Below are 25,953 nucleotides of genomic sequence, written 5' to 3'. Positions count from 1 at the left end.
AATGGGGTCGAGCGCTGCCATCGCCCCTGTGCCTGCTGGCGTGGGTGCAGACGTCGCGGTCGTCATCGAAGATGTGGACAAGCATTTCGGGGACGTGAAGGCGCTGCGGGGTTTGAGCGCGCGCATTTACTACGGGCAATTGACGGGCCTGGTCGGCCCCGACGGCGCAGGCAAGACAACGCTGATGCGGATCCTGACTGGCCTCCTGGCGCCGAACGCCGGCCACGTCACCTTGGCTGGCTATGACGTGGTCAAGGACAACGACGCCATTCACGTCGCCAGCGGCTACATGCCGCAACGCTTTGGTCTGTACGAAGACTTGTCGGTGATGGAAAACATGCGCTTGTATGCGCAGTTGCGCGGCATGGACGCGGATCGCAACGCCGATCTGTTTGCCGAGCTGCTGGACTTCACCCGGTTAGGGCCCTTTACGAAACGTTTGGCCGGCAAGCTCTCCGGCGGTATGAAGCAAAAGCTGGGCCTGGCCTGTGCGCTGATGGCGCGCCCCAAGGTTCTGTTGCTGGATGAGCCTGGCGTGGGTGTCGACCCCGTTAGCCGCCAGGATTTGTGGCGTATGGTGCAGGCGCTGACAGACGAGGGCATGGCCGTGGTCTGGTCCACCGCCTATCTCGACGAGGCCGAGCGTTGCGAGAGTGTGCTGTTGCTGAATCAGGGGCAGCTTCTGTTCGACGGCCCGCCGCAAGTGCTGACCGCGCAGCTCGAAGGCCGAAGCTTCCGTCTGGAAGACGTCGGTGCGGAGCGCCGAGCGGTCCTGACACAAGCCCTCGATTTGCCCAGCGTCAGCGATGGCGTGATCCAGGGTGCCGGCGTGCGTGTGGTGCTGCGTGAAGGCGCGGACACGGAGCAGATCCAAACCCTGGCAGATCAAGCGCAGGTGCAACTGACGCAGGTGCCCGCGCGCTTCGAAGACGCCTTCATCGATCTGCTCGGCGGCGGCCCCGGCGGCACGTCGACGCTGGCCGAACGCCTGCCGCCCGTTGAGCTGGGTTCTGACATTGCCGTGTCTTGCCGGAATCTCACCAAGCGTTTCGGCGCGTTTACTGCCACCGATCAGGTCAGCTTTGAAGTGCGGAAAGGCGAAATCTTCGGCCTGCTCGGCCCCAACGGCGCCGGCAAGTCTACGACCTTCAAGATGCTGTGCGGCCTGCTGAAACCGACAGCTGGCGATGCGCATGTAGTGGGCCATGATCTGCGTCACGCCACCGGTGCAGCCAAGAGCCACCTTGGCTACATGGCGCAGAAGTTCTCGCTTTACGGCCTGCTTTCGGTACGGCAAAACCTGGAGTTCTCGGCCGGTGTCTATGGGCTGGACGGCAATACCCGGCGCGCGCGTATCGAGGAAATGATTGCAACCTTCGATTTGGGCAACTGGCTGTCCGCTACGCCCGATTCATTGCCGTTGGGGCACAAGCAGCGCTTGGCATTGGCCTGTTCGCTCATGCACAGGCCGCCGGTGCTATTCCTGGATGAGCCGACTTCGGGGGTAGACCCCATCACCCGGCGCGAATTCTGGACACACATCAACGGTCTGGCGCGCAAGGGCGTGACCATCATGGTCACCACCCACTTCATGGATGAGGCCGAATACTGCGACCGCGTGGCCATGCTCTCGCGTGCGCAACTGATTGCACTCGATACGCCTGACGCCCTCAAACGTTCGGCAATTAGTCCCGAACGGCCCGACCCAACCATGGAGGACGCGTTCATTTATTTGGTGGAATCTGCTGACCGCGAGGTGGAGGCCGCCTCATGAATCGCGCCACAAAGCACAGAGACGGGGGTGGATCGCTACGGACTGACTTGCGCCGTTTTGATTTGCGGCGCTTGACGGCCCTCGTCACCAAGGAAAGCTACCAGGCGTTGCGTGACCCTTCGACGCTGCTGATCGCGTTCGTGCTGCCGTTGGTATTGCTGCTGCTGTTCGCCTATGCGGTGTCGCTGGATGCAAAGGATGTCCGCGTTGGCGTGGTCCTGGAGTCGCCCGGTGCATCGGCACAGTCATTGGCCGCAGCGCTTTCGGGCACACGTTTCCTGGATACACACTTCGCCCATGACCGGCGCGAGGTGGCCGATCAACTCGTCTCCGGTGAGCTGCGCGGCTACATCGTGATTCCGCAGGATTTCGAGCAGCGTCTGGCCCAGCGCGGCAGCGAGCCGCTGGTGCAGATCGTCACCGACGGCTCTTACCCCAATACTGCCAACTACGTCGAAAATTACGCCCGCGGCGTGGTGCAGTCCTGGCGTGCCGGGCTGGACGCCGCAGCGCCCGCGCAATCCATTGTGCTGGAGCCGCGCTACTGGTTCAACCCCGAGCTGGAAAGCCGCCGTGCACTGATTCCCGGCGCCATTGCCATCGTCATGACCATCATTGGCACCATGCTGACTGCACTGGTGGTGGCGCGCGAATGGGAGCGCGGCACCATGGAGGCGGTGCTGTCCACGCCTGCTTCGGTAGCCGAAATCCTGATCGGCAAGCTGCTGCCATACTTTGTGCTTGGCATGCTGTCCACGCTGGGTGCGGCGGCGCTGGCGGTGTTCGTGTTCGGCGTCCCAATGCGTGGCTCCTTGCTGTCCCTGTTGCTCTTGTCGGCGGTTTTCATGGTGCCAGCTCTGGGTCAAGGCCTGCTGATTTCCTCATTGGCACGCAACCAGTTCCTGGCAGCGCAGATCGCGCTGTTCACGGGCTTTCTGCCGGCGTTCATGCTGTCGGGCTTTCTGTATGAGATCGACGCGATGCCCGCGCCAATCAGGGTCATCACCCGGCTGGTTCCGGCGCGCTACTTCGTCGACTCCCTGAAGACGGTGTTCCTGGCTGGCGACATCTGGGCCGTATTCCTACCCAACCTGGCGGCTATGACGGCGATCGGGCTGTTGTTCTTCATGATCGCCAAGCGCGCCACGCGCAAGAACCTGGAGTAAGGCCGTGTTGAGCTCAGCGTTCTCATTCACCCGCTTGCGCGCCCAGTTCATCAAGGAAGTGCTTAGCGTCTTGCGCGACCCGCGCAGCCGCATGGTGGTGTTTGTGCCTCCGATTCTGCAGTTACTGGTGTTCGCCTTTGCCGCGACACTGGAAGTGCGCAACGTCGACATTGCTGTCTACGACCAGGATGCAGGGCGCTGGTCGCACGAGTTGGTGCAGCGTCTGGACAGCGCCCACTTCATCGCGCACGTCCGGCATGTCGACAGCCAGCAGCAGCTGCACGCGCTGATCGACGGTGGCGAGGTGATCGCCGCACTTGCCATCCCGATGGATTTCTCGCGCGCCATCGCCGCTGGCGAAAGTGGCCGCGCGCAGGTGCTGGTCGATGGCCGGCGCAGCAACTCGGGACAGATCACGGTGGCTTATCTATCGACCATCGCTGCGGATGTCGGCGCCGAAGTTGTGCCCGACGCCCAAGCACCAACGCCCGTGGTGGTACGCCACTGGTTCAATCCGAATCTGGTCTATCGATGGTTCATCGTGCCGGGCCTGACAGGCATTCTGGCGCTGTTCAGCGCGCTGCTCATCACCTCGCTGTCGATTGCGCGCGAACGTGAGCTCGGCACCTTCGATCAACTGCTTGTGTCGCCCACCTCGACGCCGGAGATCATTATTTCCAAGTCGCTCCCTGCGTTGACCATCGGCACTTTGCTGGGCCTGTTCATGATCAGCGCTGGCGTGTTCCTGTTCGGCATACCATTCACGGGCTCGTTCGCACTTCTGCTTGCCAGCCTGGTGCTGTTCATTGCCTCGGTTGTGGGCATCGGCCTGATGATTTCGGCCGTCAGCATGACGCAGCAGCAGGCCATTCTGGGGGCCTTCGCTATCGGCGTGCCGGCCGTGTTGATATCTGGCTTTGCCACGCCGGTGGAAAACATGCCCATCGTCCTGCAATGGTTGGCCCAAGCCATTCCGTTGACCCACTTTCTCATCATCGTTGAAGGCAGCTTTCTCAAGGCCATGCCGCCCGGTGACATTCTTGCCAGCGTGTGGCCGCTGATGGCTATTGCGCTTGCAACGCTGACAATGGCCTCCGTATTTGTCCGAGGACGCTTGCAATGAAATACAAGACCCACAGTCCCTTTCTACGGGAAACCGCTGCTGGCTTGAACCCAGGGCGCGCACGTTCGCTCGCACTGACCCTGTCCTGCCTGCTGCTGACTGCCTGTACGACCGTGGGCCCCGATTACCGCGAACCGCCGCCGGTCGATGTCGGCAGCGGCTGGACGCTGCCGCTGGCCAGCGACTCCCAGTCTGTGGACTTGAGCCAATGGTGGTCTGCACTGGGTGATCCAGTCCTCGATCACTTGATCACCACGGCACTGGCACAGAATCTGGATCTGCGTCAGGCTGCCGCACGCATTGATGAGGCGCGCGCCTTGCGTGATCGTGCGGCGGGCGAGCGGCTACCCTCTGTCAACGCTGGCGCGAGTGTCAACCGGCGCCGTCAAAGCGAGAACGGCCCTTTGCCTGTAGGCTCCATCCCCGGTCTCGACCCTACGCAGACCATCTACGATGCGGGCTTCGACGCGGCCTGGGAGGCCGATTTGTTCGGCGCCAGGCAGCGGGCCCTGGAAGGCGCCAGCGCCCGCCTGCAGGCGACCGAAGCCGAGGCACAGGGCGTACGTATGCGGATCGTGGCCGAGGTTGCGCGCACCTGGTTCACCGTCGTCGGCGCCCGTTACGAGCTGCGGGCACAACAGGCCACACTGGACACACTGCGGCAGACTTTGGCGCTGGTGCGCAAGCGGCACTCGCTGGGTGACGCGTCGGCCGCTGACGTGGAAGCGGCCAATGCCCAGTGGGCGGCCGTGAACGCACTGATCCCGGATATTCAGACGCGCCAGCGCACAGCAGTGCTTGGCTTGGGTGTACTGCTGGGCGCACCGCCCGAGCGGGAGCTCGCATTGCTTGATGGCCCATTGGCGGCGAGCACGCTGCGGGCGCTGCCGGTGGGTGAGCGCGCAGATGTGCTGCGCCGACGCCCTGATGTACTCGCTGCGGAACGTCGCCTGGCAGCGAGCTCCGCCGATATCGGTGTAGCCATGGCCGAGCTGTTCCCCAAACTCTCTATCGGTGTCGGCGGCGGGTTTCAAGCACTCAGTACGGGCGATTGGTTCGACGCATCCAGCTCGCGTTTTTCCATCTTGCCGCTAATATCCTGGCGCCTGTTTGATGGTGGCCGTGTTCGGGCCGAAATTCGGGCGCGTGAGGCGGCGGAGCGGCAGGCTGCATTGGCCTATGAGCAGGCGGTGCTGGCGGCGCTGGGCGATGCCGAGCGCGCGCTGAGCGACTATTACGGCGGGCTGGACACACTGCAGCGCCGGGGCATGGCACTGGATGCTGCACGCACGAGCTACGGCCACGCCAAGGCGCGCTACGCGGCGGGCGACATTGCGCTGGTCGAGTTACTGGCTGCCCAACGTAGCTTGCACGAGGCCGAAACCGCGGCTGCACGGGCACATACCAATGCTGCTGTGCAATTGGCAGCGCTATACAAGGCACTCGGAGGCGGCTGGGATGCGCCGACCTAAGTGGCCAAGCGAGGTGTGCTTGGAGGCCTTCCAGCACGGTGACTTGCTAGGCCGAACGCAGACGCGCCGGGCACTTGCGCACGATTGGGTGCCCGCAAGGCTCTTGACTCGTGTCATCTATGTTGGGAAGGCCCGAAGCGCGTCATACACGGCGACGCTGTGTGTTTATGGCTGCCGATACCAGCTCGACCACGGTTTGTGGCTGCTCCCGCTGAGGCATATGCCCAACGCCGGAGAGAATTTCGATGCGCACTGGACCGCCACTGTGTTGGCCAATGAGTTGGGGATGGCGGGTGGAACCGTACTCATCCTGTTCGCCATGAATGGCGAGTACTGGGCAGCGTACGCGCGGAAGTACATCCACCATCGACCAGGATGCAAAGCCAGGGTGCAGCCAAATTTCTGTCCAGGCGTCCAGCACCCAGCGCGCCTTGTCGCCATGGTACTTCGCCAGTCGCTCGATCTGCGCCGCTTCGTGGAACTGCATGCGCGCGATCCGTATGCCCTCCAGCGTCCGGTCTTCCGGGAATATCTGCGCGGCCAGCGTCACTAACGCTTCGCAACGTCCCACCTCATTGGCCGCACATTGGATTGCCATGCCGCCGCCCACGCTATGGCCCAGCACTACAAAGCCATCCACACCGAGCTGCTCGCAGACCCGCGGAAAGAAGTCACGCGCTTCCTCGGCTACAAAATCCAGCGACGGCAGCGCATCCCTGGCATCGGAGCGCCCGAACCCAAGCCGGTCGTAGGCGATCACTTCGCGGCCGGTGGCCTGGCATAGTGCAGCGGGGAAGTCGCGCCACAATGCCACACAACCCAACGAGTCATGCAGCAGCACAATGGGATTGCCGTGTGGCGGGTGCCCGGATGGCTGCCAGCGGCGGGTGAAGAGGCGCCCTTGCGGGTGTTGCACCCAATGGTCGCGGAAGGAGGGGAGTGTCGTAGCGTCAATCATGTTTTGAATATACGAATAGACATAACGATACGGCCTCCCTATGATGAAGTCCAGACGTCTAATCGACGAGCAGCAAGCGGCGTGTGGTTAGGGCGTTCGCGCCAGTGCGTATTGCATCGCCTGAAAACATAGGCAGGCATTATCAGGAAGGCAACATGGCCATCAGCGTATTCGATCTGTTCAAAATAGGCATCGGCCCCTCCAGCTCCCACACGGTGGGCCCCATGCGGGCGGCCGGAATGTTCACGCGCGCGCTGGCACGCCACGGCTGCATGAGCGCGGTGACACGGGTGCGGGTGGGCTTTTATGGCTCGCTGGGCGCCACCGGCAAGGGGCACGGTAGTGACAAGGCCGTGCTGCTGGGCCTGGCAGGCCATGAACCGGATACGGTGGATGTGGACCAGATACCAGCCATGCTGCAGGCCATACGCGATGCAGGGGTAATCACGCTGGCCGACAGCCACCCGATTTGCTTCGACGAAGCCCGCGACATTGTCTTCTTCCGCCGTCAAGCCTTGCCCTTCCATGCCAACGGTATGCTGTGTTCGGCCTTTGACCAGCAGGGTGCGGTCATCCACGAAGCCACCTACTACTCGGTGGGGGGCGGCTTCGTTGTCAGCGATGCGGTGGCCGCCGATGGCTCCAGGCAGAAGGTGATTGCACCAGATACGACAATTCTTCCGTTCACTTTCCACCACGCGGATGAGCTTCTGGCGCTCACACGCCAGCACGACATCAGCATTGCCGAACTGATGCGCGCCAATGAGCGCCATTGGCGCACCGACCACGAAATCGATGCCGGCCTGCTCAATATCTGGCAAGTGATGCAGGCCTGTGTGCGGCGCGGCTGCCATGCGCAAGGCATTCTGCCCGGCGGCTTCAAGGTGCGGCGCCGTGCGGCGGATCTCTTTGAACGCCTGGGCACGTTTGCATCAGACCCCGATGACCCGCTCCGGATCATGGACTGGGTCAATGTCTGGGCCTTGGCGGTGAACGAAGAAAATGCGGCGGGCGGTCGCGTGGTAACGGCCCCGACGAACGGGGCGGCGGGTATTGTCCCGGCTGTCTTGCACTACTACACCCATGCCATCCGCGGCGCCAGCGACAAAGGCGTGATCGACTTTCTGCTGACGGCGGGCGCCATCGGCATTCTGTACAAAGAAAACGCATCCATCAGCGGCGCCGAGGTGGGCTGCCAGGGTGAGGTCGGCGTGGCGTGCTCCATGGCGGCGGGTGCCCTGTGCGCTGTGCTGGGCGGTACCCCTGCGCAAATCGAGAACGCTGCCGAAATCGGCATGGAGCATCACCTGGGCCTCACCTGCGACCCGGTGGGTGGGCTCGTGCAAATCCCCTGCATCGAGCGAAATGCCATTGCGTCGGTCAAGGCCATCAACGCGGCGCGCATGGCGCTGCATGGCGATGGCTCCCACTATGTCAGCCTGGACAAGGTCATCAAGACGATGCGCGATACCGGCGCCGACATGCTCAACAAGTACAAGGAAACCGCGCGCGGGGGGTTGGCGGTGAATATTGTCGAGTGTTGAGTCAGCTACCATACAGCCATTCACGATCCAGCCTTCAACCTTGCCCTCAACGCTGTCCGCCCGCGTCACCGCACAGAAGGGCGGTGAACCTTATCCGCGAGCCTGCGCCATGACCTCCCTACAGCAACTGAACACTCCCTCCGCTCTCGTCGACGTGACGCGCATGCAGCGCAATATCGCCCGCATGCAGGCACGCATGGATGCGCTGGGCGTGCGTTTCCGTCCCCACGTCAAAACCAGCAAATCCCTGCCCGTGGTGCGGGCACAAATGGCGGCGGGCGCGCAGGGCATCACAGTGTCTACGCTTAAAGAAGCTGAACAGTTCTTCGAGGCCGGCATTGACGATATCTTCTACGCGGTCGGCATGGCGCCGGGCAAACTTGCACAGGCGCACGCGCTGGTCCGGCGCGGCTGCGCGCTCAAGCTGCTTACGGACAACGTGGATGCCGCGCAGGCAATCTGCACATACGGCGCCGAGCACAGCGTCATGTTCGAGGTATGGATAGAGATCGACACCGACGGCCATCGCTCGGGGATCAAGCCGAACGACGAGATATTGTTGGCGGTTGCGCAAGCACTGCGCGATGGTGGCATGCGCATTGGCGGCGTGATGACACACGCCGGCGCAAGCTACGAGCGCGATACGCACGAGGGCTTGCTCGAAATTGCCGAACAAGAGCGCGCAGGTGCGGTACGCGCCGCCCAGCGCCTGCGCGAGGCCGGCCTGCCGTGTCCGGGTGTCAGTATCGGCTCTACACCCACGGCATTGACGGCGGAGCATCTCGAAGGGGTGACTGAGGTGCGCGCCGGCGTGTATGTGTTTTTCGATCTGGTCATGCACAACGTCGGTGTCTGTTCGACCGACGAGATTGCACTGAGCGTGCTCACGACGGTGATCGGCCACCAGAAGGAAAAGGGCTGGGCCATTGTTGATGCTGGCTGGATGGCGATGAGCCGTGATCGCGGCACGCAGGCACAGAAGCGGGATTTCGGCTATGGCCAGGTATGCACCGAAGACGGCAGTATGCTGGAAGGCTATGTGCTTAGCGGCGCCAACCAGGAGCACGGGATATTGTCGCGTGCCGACGGCACGCAGAGCGATGTCGCCAAGAAGTTTCCGGTTGGCACACGGCTGCGCATTTTGCCCAACCATGCCTGCGCCACCGGCGCCCAGTATCCCGAATATCAGGCACTTCAAGCGGACGGCAGCGCCCAGGTGTGGCCGCGCTTCTATGGCTGGTAATGTTTGCTGGCGTGCTGCACGTGGGGCTTACATGGCCGCATGCGCCGGCTGTCACCCTTGCGTGGGTGGGCCCCGGGGGCAGCGGCCTGCCGCCGGCCCTGCGACCGTTGTATGCAACTGGGCTTATTTGGCGAACAACTGCCCCATGTCTTTAAACGCCTTGAATTCCAGCGCGTTGCCACAGGGGTCGAGCAGGAACATGGTGGCCTGTTCACCCACCTGGCCTCTGAACCGGATGTACGGCTCGATCACGAACTTGGTATCGAAGGATTTGAGCCGTTCCGCCAGCGCTTCCCACTGGCTCCATTCAAGCACGATACCGAAATGCGGTACAGGCACCTCGTGCCCGTCTACCGGATTGGTATGGGCATGATCCTGTGATGCCGTCTTGGGGTGTTCGTGGATGACCAATTGGTGGCCGTAAAAGTTGAAATCCACCCACTGCGTGCTGGAGCGGCCTTCTTCAAGGCCAAACACCTCGCCGTAGAAACGGCGCGCGGCGGGCAGGTCATAGACGGGAATGGCCAGGTGAAAAGGGGAGAGGCTCATTAGGGGTTCCGTGAATGGGTGGGGCCGGCTGGCAGTGCCTGCGGCCTGTCGATTGGGGATGCAATGTTGCAGGTTTCAACAGGCACGATCATAGAATACTTGGCCTTTGCGTGCAGCGTATGCGGCCCGCGTAGCGCCCCTCCGCCTGCCACGTTGTACAACAGCTTCAGGCGGTCTTCAGGGCCGTTGCGAGGTCTGCCGTTGTGCCTGGCGCGGCCGGTGTGGCCGATGACAGCGTCCATGCGCCTGACCCATCACCAGCCAGCGTGAACAGCGTTTGGTGGTGGCGCACCAACGTGCCGCGGTGACCCACACTAACCAGCAATGTGTCCGAAAGATGTGTTTTTATCAGCCGGTACATGGCATCTTCCAGGCCTTCGTCCATAGCTGACGTAGCTTCATCCAGCAATGCAAGCTCAGGGCGTGTCAACAACAGGCGGCCGAACGCCAGGCGCTGTTGCTCGCCAAGCGAGAGGATGCGGCTCCAGTCCGCGTCCTCGTCCAGCCGTGGTTCAAGATGCGAGAGCTGCACCGCGGCCAGGACGGCGCCAATCTCTGCGTCTGTGTCTTTTGAGTCCGGCAAGGGCAGTGGGGGAGTGGGCGTGATTGCCTTGGCTGCAGTGGCCACCACTGCATCGTCTGCTGCGGGCGTGTTCTCCTGTGGCCTTGAGCCCGGCACAGGGTGCGGGTAATACAAGGCGTTGCGCAGGGTGCCCAGGGGCAGGTAGGGCTTCTGGGCAAGAAACAGCGTGCTGTGCATGGGCCGGATGATGCGGCCCGTCGCGTGCGGCCACAGACCGGCAATGGCGCGCAGCAGCGTGGTCTTGCCCGCGCCTGAGGGCCCGCGGATAAGCAGCGGGCCGGTGCTGGCCAGATCCAACGATGCGTTCCCCAGCAGTAGATGTCCGTCGGGCGTGGTAACGGTCACACTGTGCAGGGCCAGCGCGCCCGGCTGATTCTGCAGGGCGGGCGATGGCAGTTGGGCTGCGTTATCGACTGCTCCGGAGAATCCGCTCAGCCGGTTCAGCGTGGCGCGGTAGGTGGCGAATTGGTCGTAGGCGTTGCGAAAGAACGAGAGGTTGTCTTGCAACTGCCCGAACGCCTGCGCCGTCTGCATCAAATCGCCCAGGCTGATCTGCTTGCTGAAGAAGCGCGGTGCCTGGATGATGAAGGGGAATACCACGGCGGCCTGAGACACAGAAAAATTGAAACCCAGGAATTTGAGCGACCGGTACACAATCGACCAGGCATTTTCGATCACTCGAGAGAAGCGATTGTTCAGCAGCATGCGTTCTACCTTCTCGCCGCCATAGAACGCGACGCTTTCGGCATACTCGCGCAGGCGCATCAGTGCATAGCGGTAATCGGCGTTAAAGCGTTCGTTAAGAAAGTTCAGCCCGATCAGCGGCCGGCCTATGCGGACCGCGCAGGCGGTGGCCAGTAATACATAGCCAAATACCAGGAACACCATACCGCGCGGTATATCGACGCTGCCCAGCGTGAGAGGGCCCGACAGGTTCCAGAGTATGAGCGTGAACGCGATCGTGGAGACCAGCGCATTGATCACGCCGAACGACAGCGTGAGCGAGCCTTGCACAAAACTGGCGATATCCTGTTGAATGCGCTGGTCTGGGTTGTCGGCCGGGGTGTCAAGGTATTGGGTGCGGTAATAGGCTTGGCCTTGCAGCCAGCGATCCAGCAGGCGCTCGTTGAGCCACACGCGCCAGTGAATCGTGAATGCCTGCTGCATGTAAAAATCGAGTAGCGAGCGCACCACATGCGCCAGGGCGAGCATGCCGAACAGGCCCATGGCGAGCCAGAATGCCTTCGCGTCCAGTTGCTGCAGCGCCGAATACATACTGTTGTACCAGTTGGAAAACAAGACTTGCAGGCGGACGGCCGCCAGCGTCAGCAATAGCAGCAGCCCCAGTGCGGCCAGTGGGCGCCAGTTGCGTCGAGGCGAAAAATACGATGCGGTCAGCACCCAAAACTGCCGGCCCCAGACGGTATATCGCGCCAGTGCGAACACCGTCGTCGCAGCGGCAAACATGGTGAGTAGATATGCCTTGAGCAGCCAGATGCCGCTTTCAATGAGCAGTGGATACAGGTTCATTGTTGTGTGTTTGTGGATGTGGTCTTGTTGACTGCGTGGGCGCACGCGTACAGATGATGCCTGCAGGCCGCCGGCACGCGACTACGCGGGTTTGACTGCGTCGACGGAGAAAAATTCCTGTAAATGTTTCATCAAGAACAGCGACGGTAGATTTACGGTATAAACAAGTCAACTATGACGAAGGGGGCGCTATGATTCGTGTTTTTGCTGTGTCCAGCCTGTTGGCGGGCCTTGCGGCGTGTACCGTACCAACGGCCGAACCACCCGGCCCGCCGGGCATGTGCAGCGCCCAGCGCATCAGCCCGATTCCCGGCCGTCATATGACGGCAGAACTGGAGCAGCAGGCGCGCCAGCTCAGCGGCGCCAGTGTCGTAAGGGTGATCCGGCCCGGCCAGGCCATCACGCGCGACTATAATGCCGGGCGGATCAATCTCCAGCTGGACAGCTACGACGTGGTGGTTCGCGCCTATTGCGGCTGACGGCGTGGCGGCCGGCGAATTCTCCGGGCACATATGACGCGCGAACGCTCAACCGCATGGCGGGTTTTTCTTGTTTTTCTCCGGCTAGGCCTGACCTCTTTTGGCGGGCCCATCGCGCATCTGGGGTATTTTCATGCCGAGTTCGTCAATCGCCGCCGTTGGCTCGATGAACACGAATACGCCGATCTGGTGGCGTTATGCCAGTTTTTGCCTGGGCCGGCCAGCAGTCAGGTGGGGCTGGCGCTGGGCCTGCGCCAAGCGGGCTGGCGCGGCGCATTTGCCGCATGGGCGGGGTTCACGCTGCCGTCGGCGTTGGTACTCATTGTTTTTGCATATGGGGTGTCCGGCATTCCAGGCCTGGCCGCGTCTCCCGTGGTTCATGGTCTGAAGTTAGCAGCCGTTGCAGTGGTCGCCCAGGCGGTTTGGGGCATGGCCAGATCGCTCTGCCCCGACCGCCCGAGGGCGGCACTGGCCATTATCGCCGCTCTGCTGGTGCTGGCCGTGCCGTCCGCACCGGGGCAGGTCGCCGCCATCGTGCTGGGTGGGGTGGCTGGTGCACGTTTGCGTGACGCGGGCAGCAGCCCCACCGCAGCCCAACCTGGTGGCTATCCCATCACGCGTCGCCAGGGCTTGGCGGCCCTGGTGTTGTTTGTCGGCTTGCTTCTGGCGCTGCCGTTGTGGGCTGCCGCAGCCGGTTCACCAGTTGCCGCCATGATAAGCGGCGTGTATCGCGCGGGCGCACTCGTGTTCGGCGGTGGGCACGTTGTGCTCCCGCTGCTGCAGGATACCGTTGTGCCTGTCGGGTATGTTAGCAATACAGATTTTCTTGCGGGTTACGGTGCAGCGCAGGCTGTACCGGGGCCGTTGTTCACCTTTGCGTCTTATCTGGGGGCGGTCGGGCAAGGGCCGCTGCATGGCTGGGTTGGTGGGCTACTGTTCCTGGGTGTTATCTTCCTTCCCGCTTTTCTTCTGGTGATTGCCGCTGTGCCCTGGTGGGACGCTGTACGCAAGCACACCACTGTGCGCCGCGCGATGGCGGGCATCAACGCCAGCGTGGTCGGCATACTGGGCGCCGCGCTGTACGACCCGGTCTGGACCAGCGCAATACATAGCCGGCTGCAGTTCGCCGTGGCCTTGGCCGCCTTCGGCCTGCTGGTCGTGGCGAGGCTATCGCCGCTGCTGGTTGTAGCCTTATGCGCAATAACTGGCGTCCTTTTATTGTAAGTGCGAATCATTCTCGTTTATGATCTTGGCTTTTAACTAATGCGCGGGCTGCGTGCTGCCCGCCAGAGAGGCCAGCGTCATCATGAAATGTTGTTTCGATTGCATCAACAGATATCGCGTGCGGGCATGCGCAGCCGAAGAAGCTCTTTCCCTGACTGCATTATCGCGGGCCATAGTTGCCTTAGGCGTGGCGTTTGCGAGCCTGTATTTGCCGGCAGCGGTGGCACAGGTACCGGCAGCCCCTGAAATCTCCCGTCTTCCCGGCGTTACCGTGCATGGCGATGCGCAAGCGATGCCGGCCGCACTGCCAGGTGGGTTGGCCGCTAGCGGCGGGACTGCGGGCATGCTTGGTACCCAGGATGTTATGGATGTGCCGTTCAACCTCGTCAGCTACACCAGCCGTTTCATCGAGAGTACTCAAGCCACCACCGTTGCGGAAGTGCTCGCGTATGATGCCTCGGTCGCCATCAGCCAGACCAGCGGCATGGTCGATTCGCTGTCGATACGCGGCTTTCCAATAGGAGAGGGCAATGTTGGAGAAACGGCCTTCAACGGCGTCTTTGGCATCGCGCCAAATTACCGCATCCTTACCCCCTACGTAGAGCGTATTGAGGTGCTCAAGGGCGCCACAGGCATGTTATATGGCATGCTGCCAGACAGCGGCGTGGGTGGAGTGATCAACATCGTGCCCAAGCGCGCAGCTACCGAATCGCTCACCCGTCTTTCGACCAATTACAGCTCTGAATCGATGGGCGGGGTGGAGTTGGATATCGGCCGCCGCTTCGGAGCCGATGGCCAAGTGGGTGTCCGCTTGAACAGCAGTCATCAGGCGGGTGCCACGGGGGTCGATAACCAGCAACGCAAAACATCCGTTGGCGCACTGGGGCTAGACTACCAGGGGGAGCGTCTGAGCGCAACGCTGGATACCATCTGGCAGCGTGACCACTGGAAGGCCCCCTCGCGGGTCTATTCGGTCGCGCCGGGCGTGCAGGTGCCCGACGCGCCAGATGGCTCAGCCAACCCCACCCAGAAGTGGGGCTGGTCCACCCTTGAAGACAGATCCGTACTGCTGGGGCTGAAGTACCGCGTCGGCGAGCAGTCCTCCCTGTTCGCCAATTTGGGGCGTGGCTTTTCCGAAGTTGACCGCATCTTCGATCAGCAGATGGTCTTGTCCAACGAGCGCGGCGATTTCTCCACGACGCCGCGCAGCGCGGTGTTCCAAGTAACGCGTGAAACTGCCAACGCAGGTATACGTACCCGTTTTGCCACCGGCCGCATCGACCACGCAGTCACGGTGGAAGCCAGTACCCTGGAAATCGAAAACGGATTCGGGATGCGTAACGGCACCAGTCTGCGATCCAATCTCTATGCGCCGGTACAGTACCCTGATCAGTACTTGCAGGGCCCCAACTCGGTATTGCGCGTGGCGCTCACGCGTCTGCGCGGCCTTGCGGTGTCCGACACATTATCCTTGTTCGACGACCGCATCCGGATCATTACCGGCCTGCGCCATCAGCACATCTCATCAAGAAGTTGGAGCACCGGTACCGGAGCGCTGGCGTCCCGTTATCGCGAAAGCGCCGTCACCCCGTCTGTTGGTCTGATCGTTCGCCCCACCAGCACCACCATGGTCTATGCCAGCTATATCGAAGGTTTGAACAAGGGCGATGTGGCGCCGCTGTCCGTCAGCAACGCCGGCGAAACATTTGCACCGTACACGTCGCGCCAGCACGAAGTGGGCGTCAAGTTCGAGGGTGAACACTTCAACGCCGGGGTAAGTGCATTCCAGATTATCCGTCCCGCCGGCGAAATAGACGGTGGGGTTTTCGGCGTCACTGCCGAACAGCGCAACCGTGGGCTGGAGTTCTCGCTGCAGGGGGAACCGGCGAACGGCTTGCGTGCGCTGATTAGCTTGATGCTGCTGGACGCCAGGCTAACGCATACCAGCCGCCTGGGTGTTGCCGGCAATCGTCCCATTGGTGCGCCCAACCGGCGCGCCAGCGCAGCGCTCGAATGGGATACCCCCTGGTTGGCGGGCCTGACGCTTATCGGCGGCGTGGTGTATACCGGCAGCCAATACGCAAACCAACAGAATACGGCCTTGCTCCCCGCATGGACGCGGGTGGATCTGGGCGCCCGCTACCGTACCCGTGTCAGTGGTACGCCCGTTACTTTGCAGGGTACGCTGCACAACACGTTCAACAATGGATACTGGTCGGGCGTTTCGCAGTGGGGCGCGTTCTCGCTGAGCTCTCCGCGCTCCCTCATGGTTACGGCATCGGCCGAGTTCTAGGCGCCGCCACGCGCGGCGACGATCTGGGGGTCGTTCAGTAGGATCGCGGCAAACTCGCGCACAAGGTCGGGCTGGGCAGGTTGCAGGGCATGTACCAGGTACAGCTCGCGTGCCGCCCAGGGGTCGATGATCTCCAGCGTTGCGATCCGCCCCTGGTGTGTTGCAGATGCCGCCACGCTGGCAGGCACAATGGCCGCGCCGACTCCAGCCTCCACCATGTACAACACAGCGCTGAAATTCTGCACATGAACCCGCACACGCATCGGGTTACCGGAAATCCGCGCCTGATTGCTCAGATACAGAAAATTGCTGCTGCTGCGCTCCAGCGATACCAGGTCGTGCGCAAGTATTTGCTCAAACGATGCCGTGACTGCGCCGGCAAGCGGATGGTCGGGCGCGACGGCGCATACCAGACGGTCGATGGCATATAACTCCCGACGCAGGCCGGGCCGCTCTTCGAGGCCCGCCCCAACGCCGATGTCGGCCTGGCCTTCTTCGATGGCCTGGCTGATCGTCGGGCTCTCTTTTTCTTTCAGGTCGACGTTGATGCTTGCATTGGAAACCAGAAAGCGGGCCAGGCTGGGGATGATGAAACTATTGAGCGAGCTGCTGTTGGCCAGCAACCGTACGCTGCCCCGCAGCCGGGTGGAATAGTCGCCAAGCTCTCTATGCATGGTTTCCACATCTGAAAGCAGTTTTCTGGCGTGTTTGGCCAGCACTTCGCCCGCGGGCGTAAGCTTCATGCCTTTCGGGGTGCGCAGAAACACAGGGCTGCCGACAGCATACTCGAGGTTCTTGAGGCGATAGCTGGCGGACGATGCTGTCATGTGCATGGCCGCCGCGCCCGTCGACAGATTGCCAACTTCGGCAATCGCTTGGAACAGGCGCAAGTCTTTCAGTTCGTAATGCAAGGCCGGCCTCCGTACCGGTAGCGTGCCGGGCCGTCCCGGTACACTACATCGTAACGGCTTTTCAGCCTGCATAGATGACCGTGGCGCGGCCCCACTGCGGCGGTTCACATGAGTGCGGTCGACCGCCTGCGCGCCCGATGATTAATGATGCGGGCGCGCGGCACGACCGACAGGGCTGCTGCTTCGGCTCGGGATCAGGCCTTCTGCTGCTTTGCGCGCACGAACTCGCCCATGTAATGCTGCGGTTCGCCGGTGTCGAAGGCCTGAGCGAATTCCCGCACACCGTTCAGGATGGCGGTCTCCAGCGGTTGGTCTTCCCATTCGCGCAGCAGGCGCTTCTGCTGCGCGAGCACTGTGGGGCCAAAACCCGCCAGCAGCTGCGCTACACGCGCGACTTCGGCATCGAGCTGATCAGCCGGCACGACGCGGTCCAGCAGCCCGTAGGCCAGCGCCTCGCGCGCCTCGATAATCTCGCCCGTCAGCAGCATCCAATTGGCGCGCGCCTGCCCAACCAGGCGGGGAAGCAGGGCGGCGTGGATGATGGAGGGGATCCCGACCTTGACTTCCGGCATACCCAGTTTGGCCTGTTCCGAACCGATGCGCAGGTCGCAAGCGAGTGCGAATTCCAGGCCGCCACCCAGGCACCAGCCAGGTATTCTTGCGATGACCGGAACCTTCAGCGCCCGCACCGCGTCCGACAACTGACGCAGCCCATCGATGAAGGCAGTGGCCGACGCAGTGTCGAAGTTGACCATCTCCTTGATATCGGCGCCAGCAACAAAGGCCTTATCGCCGTCCCCGCGCAGCACGACGACGCGCACCCGGGAATCCTGCGAGATGGCGTCCAGCGCCTGCCTGAGCGCGGCGATGACAGGCGTACCGAGAATGTTCAGGGTACCGGCATTGGCGATGCGCAAGGTTGCGATGCCTTGCTCGTCAATGCTCAGGTCGGCGTGATGTGCCCATTGTGTGCTGTCCATGGTGTGCCTTCTCACAGTTTCTCGAACTTGATATCGGTGACGACTTGCTGCCAGCGTGTGTTGGAGTCCTGAATCAGCTTCTTGAAGGCATCGCGCGATGTATAGTCGGGCACCGCGCCTTGTTGCTCGATCTGCGTGACAACTGCCGGGTCTGCAAGCGCCTTTTTCACGGCTGCATTCAGCGTATCCAAAATATCATCCGGTACACCGGCTGGCGCCGCCAGGCCAAACCAGGAAGGCGTATTGAGTTGAGGGTAGCCCACTTCTGCATAAGTGGGCACATCGGGCATTTGCTTGATGCGGGCGGGTGCGGCCACGGCCAATGGGCGCAGCGTGCCAGCCTTGATCTGGCCGGCGGAAGAGGGCAGGTTGTCGAACACGACGTCGATCTGCCCCGCCAGCAGGTCGGTCAGCGCCGGGCCCAGGCCTTTATAGGGTACATGCAGCATCTGGGTTTGCGTGGCACTCTTGAAGCGCTCGCCGAACAGATGGCTGTAGCCGCCGTTGCCGGATGAGCCGAAAGAGAGCTTGCCGGGCTCGGCCTTGAGTGTATCGACCAACTGCTGGAAAGTCTTGATGGGTGAGTCTGCCTTGACATCCAGCACACCCAGCACATTGGCCAAGTTGCTGATGGGTGAAAAATCTTTCACGGGGTCGTACAAAGAGGTTTTCTGCACGCTGGGGTTTACCGCGTGTGAGCTTTCAACGGCCATGACCAAGGTATAGCCGTCAGGCTTTTCGCGAGCCGCGGAAGCGCTGCCGATTGCGCCGCCCGCGCCGGGCTTGTTCAGGATGACCACCGGCTGGCCCAGCGCTTCGCCCAGCTTGGGCGCCACAATGCGGGCGATCAGATCAGTGGTGCCGCCGGGGGCGTAGGGTACGACCAGGCGAATGGGTTGATCCGGATAGGCGGCCAATGCCGATGAGGCCAGGGCGATCAGACAGGTGCCGGTTGCAGTGCGTACGGACCAGCGGCTTACGAATGTCGAAGTCATAGGGGGCTCCTCTAGATTGGTGGTTTGGCGTTCAGGCCAGGTCTTCAAGCATGCGGGTGTGCTCGCCCAGAAGCGGCGGCGCGGCGGTTGCGGCGAGGGTGCGCGATGCGGCCAGCATGGGGTTGCCGACCAGCCGCATTTCACCCATCACGGGATGGTGCACGGTATTCAACATCCCGCGGTGCCGGACTTGCTCGTCGTTGAACACATCCTCGAGTGTGTTGATGGCGCCCCAGGATATGCCGAGTTCGTCCAGCGCGTCAGTCCAGTACTTGCGGGGGTGCTCGGCGATAATGCGACCGAGTTCGGCGCGCAGCGACGCCAGGTTTTGTATCCGCGCGCTGTTAGTGGCATAACGGGGATCCTCTGCCAGCGCGGGGTGCCCGCTGAAGACGCAGAACTTACCGAACTGGCTGTCATTGCCGATGGCCAGGATGAAGTAGCCGTCTGCAGCGCGGAAAACCTCGTAAGGTGCCAGATTGGGGTGTGCGTTGCCGCTGCGCTCGGGGTTCTTGCCCGAGACGAGATAGTTTGCCGCCTGGTTGGCATTCATCGCCACGGCAACATCCAGCAGCGCGAGGTCCAGCCAGACGCCCTGACCGGTTTGCTGGCGTTGGAATAGCGCAGCAAGGATGGCGGACGTGGCATACATACCGGTCGAAATGTCCACCACCGCGACGCCGGTGCGCAGGGGGCCTGCACCAGGCGAACCGTCGGCGTGTCCGGTATAACTCATCAAGCCGCCCAGACCCTGGAAAATATAGTCATAGCCTGGCCGCTGTGCCTTGGGCCCCGTCTGGCCGTAGCCGGTAATCGATGCGTATACCAGGCGCGGGTTGATGGCCTTGAGGCTGTCATAATCGAGCTGGTAGCGTTTGAGTGTGCCGGCGCGGTAGTTCTCGACCAGCACATCCGCGTCACGAATAAGATTCAGCAACTGCGCACGGCCGGTGTCGCTCTTGAAATCCAGGCATACCGAACGTTTGCCGCGATTGCAGCACATGAAATAGGCCGACATCGTCTGGCCATCCGGGCCTTCCAGATACGGCGGCCCCCAGGCGCGCGTGTCATCCCCGGCGCCCGGCTTTTCGATCTTGATCACTTCCGCGCCCAGATCCGCCAGGTTCTGTGTACACCATGGCCCCGCGAGAATGCGGGACAGATCCACGACGCGTATACCTTTCAATGCGTTCGCAATCATCACTGCCTCGTTGAAAACAACAAGCAGTCTACGTCGCGCGCGCCTTCTCGATCCAGTTCAAATATTCGATCGCGGTGTTCGAAAAAACCGCAGGCCTATGTGCCGCATGGCGCTGCGCACCAGATCCGCAAGGTATCACGGTGCGCAGGCGACGATGCCTCAGCTGATTTGCAGGTTCAGCTTCTTGACGACGTTGTGCCAGTAGCCGATCTGGCTATCGATGAAAGCCTTGAGCTCTTCGGGTGTGCTGCTGGCGGGCTCTGCGCCCTCATGCCGGAAAGTGGTCTGTAGCTTCTGCGAACTCATGACCTTCACCACGGCGGCATTCAACGTCTTGATGACTTCGTCGGGTGTGCCGGCGGGCGCAAGCAGCGCGTTCCAGGTGTTGATCTCATAGTTGCCGAACTTGCTGTTCTCGGCCATGGTGGGAATGTCGGGCAGCTGGGGCGAGCGCGCTTTGGTGGTGACGGCGAGCGCGTCAAGCTTGCCAGCCTTGACCAGCGGCAGGGCGGCCGGCAGTGTGGCAAACGTGAACTGGGCGTCGCCGCTCATGATCGCGGTGTTGGCCATGGCGCCGCCACGGTAGGGCACATGGACCACGTCCAGGTTAGCGGCATCGCTGAACATCGCCGCAGCGATATGTACCGGAGACCCGTTGCCGCTGGTTGAGTAGTTCAACGTTCCGGGTTTGTCGGCGGCGGCCTTCACCAGCCCGTCCACCGTTTTATAGTCGCGCTTTGGATCGGCCACCAGCACGAGCGGGATAGACGCCAGCATTGAGACGGGCGCGAAGCCCTTGACCGGATCGTAATTGAGCGAGCTGTACAGGGCCGGGTTCATGCCGTGGCTGGACACAGTGGCAATAAACACTGTGTAGCCGTCAGGCTTGGCATTTTGCACATAGGCCGCGCCTATGCTGCCGGCGGCGCCTGGCTTGTTCTCGATCACGACGGAAGCATTGAGCGCTGTAGCCAGTTGTTCGCCCAGGGCGCGGGCAAGAATATCTGTTGTACCGCCCGCCGCATAGCCCACCACCAGCCGGATAGGCTGCTCGGGATAGGCTGCCGCAGCGTTGCCTGCCGCAAATGCCAGCGCCAGCGCCGGCAGTACATGCTTCAATGATGTCATCCTCTTCTCCTTGTCGATGAGGTGGTTCAGCGGCCTTTGAAATCGGGCCGCCGTTTTTCGGCGAAGGCGCGTTTGCCTTCCTTGTAATCGTCACTTTCAAAGCACTGGATCACCAGCGCTTTCATTTCGTCCAGGTCAATCTCTTCGCAGCGGTCGGCGAGGGTATTGATCATCTTTTTGCCTGCCTGCAGCGTCAGCGGTGCGAGCGCGTTGATTTTGTCCAGGTAGGCCGCTACACAGGTGTCCAGCTCGTCGCGTGTCGTCACCGCGTGCAGCAGGCCCTTTTCGCGCGCTTGCCTGGCGGGGAAGCGGTCCGCCGTCAGGAATATTTCGAGCGCATTGGCAGTGCCCGCGGCACGCACAAGATTCTGGATCGCACTGAAGCGGTAGCCCAGGCCCAGCTTGCCCGCCGGAATGGCGAACGAGGAGCCGTCGCTGGCGATGCGCAAGTCGCAACATAGGGCAATATTGAGCCCGCCCCCTATGCAGTAGCCATTGATGCGTGCCAGCAGCGGCTTGGGGAAATCGCGCAGCGCGAGCTGGGCGCGTTCGGCGACGATCTCGTATTGTTCGACGGCGTCGCTGCCCGTGCGCAAGGTGTCGAACTGCGAAATGTTCGCGCCGCTGACGAACGCCTTTTCACCTGCACCGGTCAACACGACGCTTTTGATCTCCGGATCGTCCTGAAAGGTGGTCAACGCCAGCGGAATGCCGTCCCACATGGCATAGGAGATGGCATTGTGGCGATCCGGGTCATTGAAGGTGATCCAGCCGGATGGGCCTTCTTTCTCCACGATGAGTTGCTCACAGAGCTCGTTTTGCAGAATACGCTGGCGGCGGGTCATGTTTGTTCCTTATTCATGTATGCGGTAATGCCGTTGTTCAGGTGTTTGCGCACCGCGGCTCGAGCAGCATCGCTGTCCTGGCGCTTGATGGCGTCGAAGATCTCCTGGTGCTCGGCATCCACATGGCCGATGCGAGCCGTGCCGCTGTGGTGGTAGCGCAGCGTGCGCACCGCGTTGTGGATGACATAGCTCAGGTGCTCCATGAGGCGGATGAAATACGGGTTGTTGGCGCAGTGCGCAATCGCCATGTGAAACGCGAGGGCGGCATCGGCAGCGCGTTCCCAGTCTTTGCCAGCCTCGTCGGTTTTACGCAGCGCGGCTTCCAGCGCGGCCAGTTGTGCGGGCGTGCGCGCTTTGGCCGCCAGTGCCGCAGCGCCAGCTTCGATTTCGACGCGTAGTTGGGAGACTTGCAGTAGTTGCTCAATGTCCAACAAGTCGTCTTGAATGATTTCGAACCGACGGCCATTGGCATTGCCAGCCACAAAAGTGCCCACGCCCCGGCGTGTTTCAACCAAGCCATTGAGTTTCAGGCGGGCGATGGATTCGCGCACAACATTGCGGCTGACGCTGAACTGTCTGGCCAGATCATGCTCGGTGGGCAGCCGTTCGCCTTCCTTGAAGTCGCCCGATAGAATTTTCAGGCGAATTTGTCGGGCAATAGCATCGGGCAGGTTGTCCGGCCGTTCGAATGCGGTAAACATGGCGCACCTCGTGAAATGAATGACGGGCTGTTATATCACCCCTTCCGCCCTCAGTGCGTCGATCTCCCCGGCTGACAGGCCCAGCATGCCGTAGACGGCTGTATTGTGCTCGCCGTGCGCCGGGGCATGGACGTATTCGCCGGTATCCGAGCGACTGAAGCGGATGGCTTGCCCCATTACTTTGATGTCGCCCAGCTCGGGATGGCGCAGCGGGGCAGCCATGTTCAGATGCTGTACTTGTTCATTCTCGAACGTTTTGTCCATGGTCAGGATAGGACCGCAGGGCACCCCTTCCTGATTCATCAGGTCTATCCATTCATGTGTCGGCCTCATCTGCGTACGCGCACCAATGGCGGCATTCAGAGAAGGGCGATTGCGGGCGCGCAGCGGCACCGTGGCGTAGCGCTCGTCTTCCAGCAGTTCTTCGGCGCCGATCACCTTGCACAGCCGCGCGAAAATGCCATTGCCCATCGCAGCGATATTCATGTGCCCGTCGGCGGTCGGGAACACCCCGGTGGGGCTGCTGGTGGGATGATCGTTGCCGCTCTGGCCGGGCACTTCTTTGTTCATCAGCCAGCGCATGGCCTGGAAGTCCATCATCCACACTTGCGATTGCAACAGCGAGGTTTGCACCCATTGGCCTTCACCAGACTGTTCGCGCTCGAGCAAGGCAATGAAAATACCGATGGCGCAGAACAGGCCTGCGGTCAGATCTGCAACGGGGATGCCGGCGCGCATGGGGCCGCGACCGGGTTCGCCCGTCACTGACATGATCCCGCCGATACCCTGGGCGATCTGATCCAGCCCCGGACGGTCTGCATAGGGGCCATCCTGCCCGAAGCCCGACACGCTGGCGTAGACGATGCGCGGGTTGACCTTGCGAAGGCTCTCGTAATCGATGCCTAGCTTGAATTTGACGCTGGGGCGGTAGTTTTCGACGATGACGTCGGCCTGTTTGACCAGTTCCAGGAAGAGGGCTTTGCCTTTTGGATGCTTCAAATTGAGCGAAATGCTCTTTTTGTTGCGGTGCGTGTTCTGATAATCGGCAAACTGGGCTGAGCCGCCTGGCTTGTCATCCGCGGCGGTAGAGGGCTCTTCGATTTTGATTACGTTGGCACCCCAGTCGGCAAACTGCCTGACGGCCGCCGGCCCCGAGCGCACGCGGGTCAGGTCGAGTACGGTAAAACGCGCCAATGGTTTCATATGCAGCTCCTCATGCTTTTCCTGGTGCACTGCAGACCGCAAGTAGGGCTGCATACAATTGATTTATTTGTTGGTTGTTGGACATCCTATAGGAAGAGCAAAAAAAATGCAAAAACATTTCACACATATCGAATTACCCGAAACGGAGCGTGGGGTGGAAGGAGAGGTGGGAGAGGTGGGCAGCTGCCGCCGATACCAGGGGGACAAGAAATGCGAGGCCGTGCGGGATAACAGGCCAAGGGCTCGGTTCAACCTTTTGGCGCGGCCGTCAGGGGTGGAAGACGACGGGCGACTGGGGTGGACTTGATGATGGCTGTGCTGGTTTGTGCGTGGTCGGCCAAGGTATCGAGTATGGCATCGAGCTGCGCCATGCTTTTGACGTCGAGCCGCGCAACGAAACAATCTTCGCCCGTTACTTTGTCGCATTCGGTAAATTCGGGCGTGGCGGCGATGCGGCGCTCGACGGTGTGCATTTGGCCGGGCAGGGGGCGGATACGCACGATGGCTTGCAGCAGATAGCCGAATGCGACTGGGTTGATCGTGATGGTGTAGCCCGTAAGGATGTTGCGTTCTTCCAGGCGCTTGAGCCGTTCGGACACGCTGGGGGATGACAGGCCGCTCAGGCGCGCGAGTGCCTTGATAGACAGTCGGCTGTCTTGCATCAGGGCGTTGAGCAGGATGTGGTCGATGTCGTCGGTCATGTGGTCCCCTTGATAGGTGGTCATGGGCGGTAAACCGCCCGCTCGTTGATCGGGCGCGTGAATCAACCTTGAGCAATGCGTGTGATGGAAGGGCACCGCCGAGGCCGTTGGCGCACACCAGCGGCCTCGGTTTTGCCATGATGGCGCACCTGTAAGGTATAAGGCAAGTTTTGCTTTCGAGAAACAGGCGAAATGCATTTCCCGCTTAATCAATTCCATGGTGCGACTGGCGATTTGGCTGCACACTAAAGGCCATGAAAAAGACGTCGAAAATAGGTCTCGCCCGGGCCTGGTGTTAACGGACAAGCAGTGCTGGCCAATGGTTGAGACGGCAGGCACTCAAAACGACACCCAATGCAGAGTGGCCAAGGCCCGAGGTCAACCTTGCGGTTTCCGCGTGTAAATACTCTGGAGTAGATCATCATGGATGCATCCATACGGCGCGGCTCGTTCGAGATGACGGCCGCCATGCTGGTTTCCGGCACCATAGGCTGGTTTGTGCTTAGTTCGGGCCAGCCATTGGCTGACGTCGTGTTCTGGCGCTGCGCGATCGGTGCGATGACCTTGCTGCTGATCTGCGGCGGGATGGGCATGCTGCGGCGCGATGCAATATCCGCCGCCGGCCTGGGTTGGGCTGTCATCAGTGGCCTGGCCATCGTGGGCAATTGGCTGCTGTTGTTCGCCGCATACTCACGCGCATCGATAGGTATTGCCACAGCGGTCTACAACACTCAGCCGTTTATGTTGGTGGCGCTGGGTGTACTGTTTCTTGGCGAACGGGTGACCGCCGACAGAATCCTCTGGCTGCTGGTCGCCTTTGGCGGCATGCTTGCCATTACGCAACAGCATGGCGGCCCCACATATGGGCACGGAAACTATCTCTACGGCGTGCTGCTGTCCTTGGGTGCCGCCTTCCTTTATGCAGTGGCGGCGCTGTTGGTCAAGCGCCTCACCGGCACACCGCCGCATCTGATTGCCTTGATCCAGGTACTCGCCGGCGCGTTGCTCATGGCGCCATTTGCCGGCTGGGAGGGCATGCCGTCGCTCGATGGGCGGGCGTGGGCGCTGCTGGCGACCATGGGTGTCGTGCATACAGGCTTCATGTATGTGCTGCTGTACAGCGCCATTCAGCGCCTGCCCACCGCATTGACCGGGGCACTGTCCTTTATTTATCCCATTGTCGCCATCGTGGTCGACTGGGTCGCGTTCGGACACCGGCTTGGATGGTTGCAATGGGTTGGCGTGGTGCTGATTCTCGCGTCGGCGGCTGCTATGCGGCAGGGATGGTCGCCATTCAGCCTTCCTCATCTGCGCGCTGCGCGCCGGGTTTCGCGGTAGGTGTCACTGCGG

At 61.6% G+C, this 25,953-nt stretch carries 21 protein-coding genes and 1 pseudogene; 10 read left to right on the top strand and 12 right to left on the bottom strand.

Features of this window, described 5'->3' with window-relative positions; genetic code table 11:
* The first annotated feature begins 1 nt into the window (after position 1).
* The 4 genes and pseudogenes from LOL23_RS02980 to LOL23_RS02965 all read left to right on the top strand — a co-directional run.
* The gene (locus LOL23_RS02980; protein ID WP_160976791.1) at positions 2-1,774 is read left to right on the top strand and encodes an ATP-binding cassette domain-containing protein; all 1,773 of its coding nucleotides are present in this window, start codon (positions 2-4) and stop codon (positions 1,772-1,774) included.
* Positions 1,771-2,940 (top strand): ABC transporter permease, encoded by a 1,170-nt coding sequence (locus tag LOL23_RS02975; RefSeq protein ID WP_160976789.1) that lies wholly within the window; start codon positions 1,771-1,773, stop codon positions 2,938-2,940. The genes LOL23_RS02980 and LOL23_RS02975 overlap by 4 nt, the downstream gene beginning before the upstream one ends.
* A 4-nt stretch (positions 2,941-2,944) precedes the next feature.
* Positions 2,945-4,063, top strand: coding sequence for an ABC transporter permease (locus tag LOL23_RS02970; protein ID WP_160976787.1), 1,119 nt, complete (start codon positions 2,945-2,947; stop codon positions 4,061-4,063).
* Positions 4,060-5,532, top strand: a pseudogene (locus tag LOL23_RS02965) (efflux transporter outer membrane subunit); the annotation flags it as partial. The gene LOL23_RS02970 and the pseudogene LOL23_RS02965, both read left to right, overlap by 4 nt.
* 145 nt (positions 5,533-5,677) lie before the next feature.
* On the opposite strand, the gene LOL23_RS02960 reads toward LOL23_RS02965, so the two are convergent.
* A complete protein-coding gene (locus LOL23_RS02960) occupies positions 5,678-6,493 on the bottom strand; it encodes an alpha/beta fold hydrolase (protein WP_160976783.1) in 816 nt (271 codons plus the stop codon).
* 155 nt (positions 6,494-6,648) lie between these two features.
* Here LOL23_RS02960 and LOL23_RS02955 point away from each other — a divergent pair, with 155 nt between their 5' ends.
* Together LOL23_RS02955 and LOL23_RS02950 are read left to right on the top strand one after the other, a co-directional pair.
* A complete protein-coding gene (locus LOL23_RS02955) occupies positions 6,649-8,037 on the top strand; it encodes an L-serine ammonia-lyase (RefSeq protein WP_237173130.1) in 1,389 nt (462 codons plus the stop codon).
* A gap of 109 nt (positions 8,038-8,146) precedes the next feature.
* Complete coding sequence (locus LOL23_RS02950; RefSeq protein WP_160976779.1) at positions 8,147-9,280, top strand: DSD1 family PLP-dependent enzyme; 1,134 nt, start codon at positions 8,147-8,149, stop codon at positions 9,278-9,280.
* 123 nt (positions 9,281-9,403) lie between these two features.
* On the opposite strand, the gene LOL23_RS02945 is transcribed toward LOL23_RS02950, so the two are convergent.
* Both LOL23_RS02945 and LOL23_RS02940 read right to left on the bottom strand, forming a co-directional pair.
* Positions 9,404-9,829 carry a VOC family protein gene (locus LOL23_RS02945; RefSeq protein WP_160976777.1) on the bottom strand — a complete coding sequence of 142 codons (426 nt, stop codon included), beginning with the start codon at positions 9,827-9,829 and terminating at the stop codon, positions 9,404-9,406.
* 166 nt (positions 9,830-9,995) lie between these two features.
* Positions 9,996-11,942, bottom strand: a complete 1,947-nt coding sequence (locus tag LOL23_RS02940; protein ID WP_160976775.1) for an ABC transporter ATP-binding protein/permease — start codon at positions 11,940-11,942, stop codon at positions 9,996-9,998.
* Between the two features lie 191 nt (positions 11,943-12,133).
* Between LOL23_RS02940 and LOL23_RS02935 the strand changes: the two genes are divergently transcribed.
* From LOL23_RS02935 to LOL23_RS02925, 3 genes are all read left to right on the top strand, one after another.
* Positions 12,134-12,421 carry an I78 family peptidase inhibitor gene (locus LOL23_RS02935; RefSeq protein ID WP_160976773.1) on the top strand — a complete coding sequence of 96 codons (288 nt, stop codon included), beginning with the start codon at positions 12,134-12,136 and terminating at the stop codon, positions 12,419-12,421.
* Between the two features lie 33 nt (positions 12,422-12,454).
* Entirely contained in the window at positions 12,455-13,645 is a 1,191-nt protein-coding gene (chrA, locus tag LOL23_RS02930; protein ID WP_160976771.1) for a chromate efflux transporter, read from the top strand.
* A gap of 187 nt (positions 13,646-13,832) precedes the next feature.
* Positions 13,833-15,938 carry a TonB-dependent receptor gene (locus LOL23_RS02925; protein ID WP_237173129.1) on the top strand — a complete coding sequence of 702 codons (2,106 nt, stop codon included), beginning with the start codon at positions 13,833-13,835 and terminating at the stop codon, positions 15,936-15,938.
* On the opposite strand, the gene LOL23_RS02920 is transcribed toward LOL23_RS02925, so the two are convergent.
* The 9 genes from LOL23_RS02920 to LOL23_RS02880 form a co-directional block, all read right to left on the bottom strand.
* A complete protein-coding gene (locus LOL23_RS02920) occupies positions 15,935-16,849 on the bottom strand; it encodes a LysR family transcriptional regulator (protein WP_160976767.1) in 915 nt (304 codons plus the stop codon). The genes LOL23_RS02925 and LOL23_RS02920 overlap by 4 nt on opposite strands.
* Positions 16,850-17,043: 194 nt before the next feature.
* Positions 17,044-17,829: an enoyl-CoA hydratase gene (locus LOL23_RS02915; protein ID WP_160976765.1), complete on the bottom strand. Its 786-nt coding sequence runs from the start codon at positions 17,827-17,829 to the stop codon at positions 17,044-17,046.
* An 11-nt stretch (positions 17,830-17,840) separates the two neighbouring features.
* Positions 17,841-18,824, bottom strand: a complete 984-nt coding sequence (locus LOL23_RS02910; RefSeq protein ID WP_160976763.1) for a Bug family tripartite tricarboxylate transporter substrate binding protein — start codon at positions 18,822-18,824, stop codon at positions 17,841-17,843.
* A 31-nt stretch (positions 18,825-18,855) separates the two neighbouring features.
* On the bottom strand, positions 18,856-20,025 hold the full coding sequence (locus tag LOL23_RS02905) for a CaiB/BaiF CoA transferase family protein (protein WP_160976761.1): 1,170 nt from the start codon (positions 20,023-20,025) through the stop codon (positions 18,856-18,858).
* Positions 20,026-20,184: 159 nt separating this feature from the next.
* On the bottom strand, positions 20,185-21,153 hold the full coding sequence (locus LOL23_RS02900) for a Bug family tripartite tricarboxylate transporter substrate binding protein (RefSeq protein ID WP_237173128.1): 969 nt from the start codon (positions 21,151-21,153) through the stop codon (positions 20,185-20,187).
* Positions 21,154-21,179: 26 nt separating this feature from the next.
* Entirely contained in the window at positions 21,180-21,998 is an 819-nt protein-coding gene (locus tag LOL23_RS02895) for an enoyl-CoA hydratase (RefSeq protein ID WP_160976757.1), read from the bottom strand.
* On the bottom strand, positions 21,995-22,699 hold the full coding sequence (locus LOL23_RS02890; protein ID WP_160976755.1) for a FadR/GntR family transcriptional regulator: 705 nt from the start codon (positions 22,697-22,699) through the stop codon (positions 21,995-21,997). Before LOL23_RS02890 ends, LOL23_RS02895 begins: the two co-directional genes overlap by 4 nt.
* Before the next feature lie 30 nt (positions 22,700-22,729).
* Positions 22,730-23,902, bottom strand: coding sequence for a CaiB/BaiF CoA transferase family protein (locus tag LOL23_RS02885; protein WP_160976753.1), 1,173 nt, complete (start codon positions 23,900-23,902; stop codon positions 22,730-22,732).
* A gap of 248 nt (positions 23,903-24,150) precedes the next feature.
* The gene (locus LOL23_RS02880) at positions 24,151-24,627 is read right to left on the bottom strand and encodes an Lrp/AsnC family transcriptional regulator (RefSeq protein WP_237173127.1); all 477 of its coding nucleotides are present in this window, start codon (positions 24,625-24,627) and stop codon (positions 24,151-24,153) included.
* 399 nt (positions 24,628-25,026) lie between these two features.
* Between LOL23_RS02880 and LOL23_RS02875 the strand changes: the two genes are divergently transcribed.
* On the top strand, positions 25,027-25,941 hold the full coding sequence (locus LOL23_RS02875) for a DMT family transporter (RefSeq protein WP_237173126.1): 915 nt from the start codon (positions 25,027-25,029) through the stop codon (positions 25,939-25,941).
* The last annotated feature ends 12 nt before the right edge of the window (positions 25,942-25,953 follow it).

Origin of the sequence: Paracandidimonas lactea (assembly GCF_021653995.1) — a bacterium.
GTDB lineage: Bacteria > Pseudomonadota > Gammaproteobacteria > Burkholderiales > Burkholderiaceae_B > Allopusillimonas > Allopusillimonas lactea.
The sequence above is the reverse complement of the archived record's forward strand: the minus strand, read 5'-3'. Positions and strand labels throughout refer to the sequence as shown.